The sequence below is a fragment of the Actinoplanes cyaneus genome (assembly GCF_016862095.1).
Lineage (GTDB): Bacteria > Actinomycetota > Actinomycetes > Mycobacteriales > Micromonosporaceae > Actinoplanes > Actinoplanes cyaneus.
The window spans coordinates 1-3,437 of record NZ_BOMH01000133.1; the positions used below are offsets into that span (position 1 = coordinate 1).

Genomic DNA, 3,437 nt, shown 5'->3' on the forward strand with positions numbered 1-3,437 from the left:
GACACCCGACGGGTCCGCAACGAACCGGTGCGCGGTCAGACCCGCGCTGGTGTAACCCTGCGCCAAGCCGGTACCACCGATGTAGATCTCACCGACCACGCCGACCGGGACGGGTTGCAGCCATTCGTCCAGGACCAGGACACGGGTGTTGCCGATCGGCCGGCCCATCGACGGGCCGGCACCTTCCACCGTCGCCGGGACCGGCGCGGCGGTGGTGATAACCGTCGCCTCGGTCGGGCCGTAGGTATTCCACACCTGCGAACCGGCCGTCCACCGCGACGCCAGCGACGTACTCAAGAACTCGGCACCCAGCACCCACCTCCGGATCCCGGGCACCTGCGCCGGATCCAGCGCCGCGAGCAGCGACGGGACGACGCTGGCCACTTCGACTCCGGTCTCGGCGACCAGGCGGGACAGGGCGGTCATGTCCCGGCGCTGCTCTTCCCCGGCGACGACCAGGCAGCCGCCGGCACCGAGGACCGTGGCCAGGTCGAAGATCGACGCGTCGAAGCTGAACGACGCGAACTGCAACGCCGTCGTGCCAGCGGCTACGTCCAGCACCGGGGCCATCACTTGCGCGAGGTTGGCTACCCCGGCGTGGGCGACCGCGACACCCTTGGGCACCCCGGTCGACCCCGACGTGTAGATCACATAGGCCAGATCCCGGCCGTCGACGCGGTCAGCGACACCGTCACCGTCGGCGGCGGGCTCCCAGGTTGCGTCGATGATCAGCGACACGCCGCTGTCCGCCGCGATGAACTCCCGCCGTGCCGTAGGAAGCTCCGGGTCCAGCGGCACGAACGCCGCACCGGCCTTCCACACCCCGAGCATCGCCGCGACCATCTCCACACCACGCGGCAGACACAACCCGACCCGATCACCACGACGCACACCGGCTGCGACGGCCGTTGCCTGCTCATCGAGTTGCGCATACGTCAACGACCGGGCACTGTCCCGGACCGCGACCGCATCCGGGGTGGACCGCACCCAGCCCGCGATCAGGTCCAGGACCGTGCCGGCGGTCACCGGTGTGGCGGTGTCGTTCCAGTCCCAGGTCACCAGCGCACGCTCGGCCACACCGAGCACGTCGACCTGGCTCAACCGCAGCTGCGGATCGGCGGCGACCTGCTCCAGTACCCGGACGAGACGGTCGGCCAGCGCACGTACCGAGGGCTCGTCAAAGACGGCGGGCTGGTAGCTCAGCCGGAACCGGAGCCCGTTCCCGGTGACCATGGTCAGCGGGAAGTTGGTCGACTCGTGCAGATCAGATTCGGTCAGCCGGATGCTCTCGACCGACGGCTGGGCGTCCGGATCACCGACGTAGTTCTCGTACGCCATGAGCGTGTCGAACGTGGCGCCCGGCCCCGCCAGCCGCTGGATCTCGGCGAGCCCGAGGTGCTGGTGATCGAGCAGCGCGGACTGCTCGGCCTGGAGCGTCCGCAGCAGGTCGGCGATCGTCTGCGCCGGGTCCAGCCGCACCCGTACGGGGACCGTGTTGATGAAGAGGCCGAGCATGGTCTCCATGCCGGGCAGGTCGGCCGGGCGCCCGGACACGGTGGCGCCGAACACCACGTCCCTGGTGCCCGCGAGACCGCCGACGATCAGTGCCCAGGCCGCCTGCACGACCGTGTTGGTGGTCACGCCGAGGCTGCGGGCGACGTCCTGGAGTCGGGTGCGCACCTCGGGGCTCACGCCGGTCTCGAGCGACTCCGACCAGCTGCCGGTCGACTCCCCGGTGCGGGTGGGCGCCACCAGGGTCGGCTCGGTGGCACCGAGCAGCGCCTGCCGCCAGGCGTCCCGCGCGGCTTCGGCGTCCTGCCCGGCCAGCCAGGCGAGATAGTCGCGGTACGGAACGACCGCCGGAAGCCCGGTCGCCGCCCCGGACGCCTTGTAGATCGCCCAGAGCTCGCGCATCAGCACCGCGATGGACCAGCCGTCCAGCAGGATGTGATGCAGCGTGATCATCATCCGGTGCCGGGCGGGTCCCAGCTTGAGGAGCACCACCCGCACCAACGGCGGCGTCGCCATGTCGAAACGCCGCTTCCGTTCCTCGACCCCGAGTTCGTCGGCCGCCGCTCGGGCCGCCTCGTCGTCCAGGTGGGACAGGTCGACCTCGCGCCACGGCAGCGGCACGTCGCGGCTGATCACCTGCACCGGGTCGGGGACACCGGCGAGCTGGCGGAACGACGCGCGCAGGCTGGCGTGCCGGCTGAGCAGCCGCTGCCACGAGGTGCGCAGCGTCGACGCGTCCAGCGGCCCGTCGAAGGTCTGCACGATCTGCTCGACGTACTGGTCGAGGCTCTCCTCGTCGTACGTCGCGTGGAAGAGCAGCCCCTGCTGGAGCGGCGACAGCGGCCAGACGTCCTCGACGCGATTCCGAGTCACTGGACAACCCCTTCGTTCGAGAACGCGCCTTCGAGCTTGTCGATCTGGCGTTGGCTGAGTTTGATCAGAGAGAAGTCGGACGGGGTGTGGCCACCGCTGCCCGGCCGTGACACGTGCCGGGCCAGTCCGCTGAGCGCCGCGGCCCAGTCGCCGGCAAGCGAACGCAGCTCCGCTTCCGCGACCATGAGTCGCGGGGCAGCGAGAACCAGCGTCAGTACGGAACTCGCCGCACCGTCCCGGACCAGGCCGAGGACTTCCAGGGAGTGCGCCGCGGGGATCGCGCCCGACGTGTCGGTGTAGCCGTCGCCGTCCGGGACCCGGCCCCAGTCCGGTGCGGGATCCGCCGCCTCCGGGAGCCGTCCCAGGTAGTTGAAGCCGATCCGCGCGGACGGCAGGGCGGCCAGGACCGGCGACGTCTCGGGATCGAGGAATCGCAGGATGCCGTATCCGAGCCCGTCACCGGGGACCGCGCGCAGTTCCTCCTTGGCCCGCTTCACGATGCGACCGGCCGCGACCCCGCCCGCCCGTACGCCGGCAAGGTCGGCGGCGTCGGCGGAGAGACGGACCGGGTGCTGCTCGGTGAACCATCCCACGGTCCGTGACAGGTCCATCGTTGGGCTGAGTGGTACCCGGCCGTGACTCTCCACGTCGATCAGGAAGTCCCGGGGATCGGCCCGGCCGTGCCGCCGGGACCACGCGCTCAGGGCGGTGACCAGGGTGGCCAGCAGGATGTCGTTGATCTCCGCGTGGAAGGCCGCCGGCGCCGCGGTCAGGATCGTCGACGTCACGTCGGCCGGCACGGTCGCCGTGACCTCGTGCCGCGCGCCGTCGGGGACGTCCGGTGCGAGCACGGTCAGCGGGTTGGTGTCGCTGACGACGCTGATCCACTGCGGCAGCTCGGCGCGACGCTCCGGGCTGCCGGCCTGCGCGGCCAGCGCACGGGCCCAGTGCCGGAACGAGACCGGCACGACCTGCGGGTCGGGCGACCGTCCGCCGGCCAGCGCCTCGTAGCACACCACGAGATCCGCGAGCAGCACCCGCAGCGACACCCC

At 71.3% G+C, this 3,437-nt stretch carries 2 protein-coding genes; both read right to left on the minus strand.

Features of this window, described 5'->3' with window-relative positions:
* Positions 1-2,385, minus strand: a 2,385-nt coding sequence (locus Acy02nite_RS45930; protein WP_203756633.1) for a non-ribosomal peptide synthetase, incomplete at its 3' end; no start/stop codon positions are given.
* A partial coding sequence (locus Acy02nite_RS45935; RefSeq protein WP_239175904.1) for a condensation domain-containing protein occupies positions 2,382-3,437 on the minus strand: 1,056 nt, incomplete at its 5' end. The genes Acy02nite_RS45930 and Acy02nite_RS45935, both read right to left, overlap by 4 nt.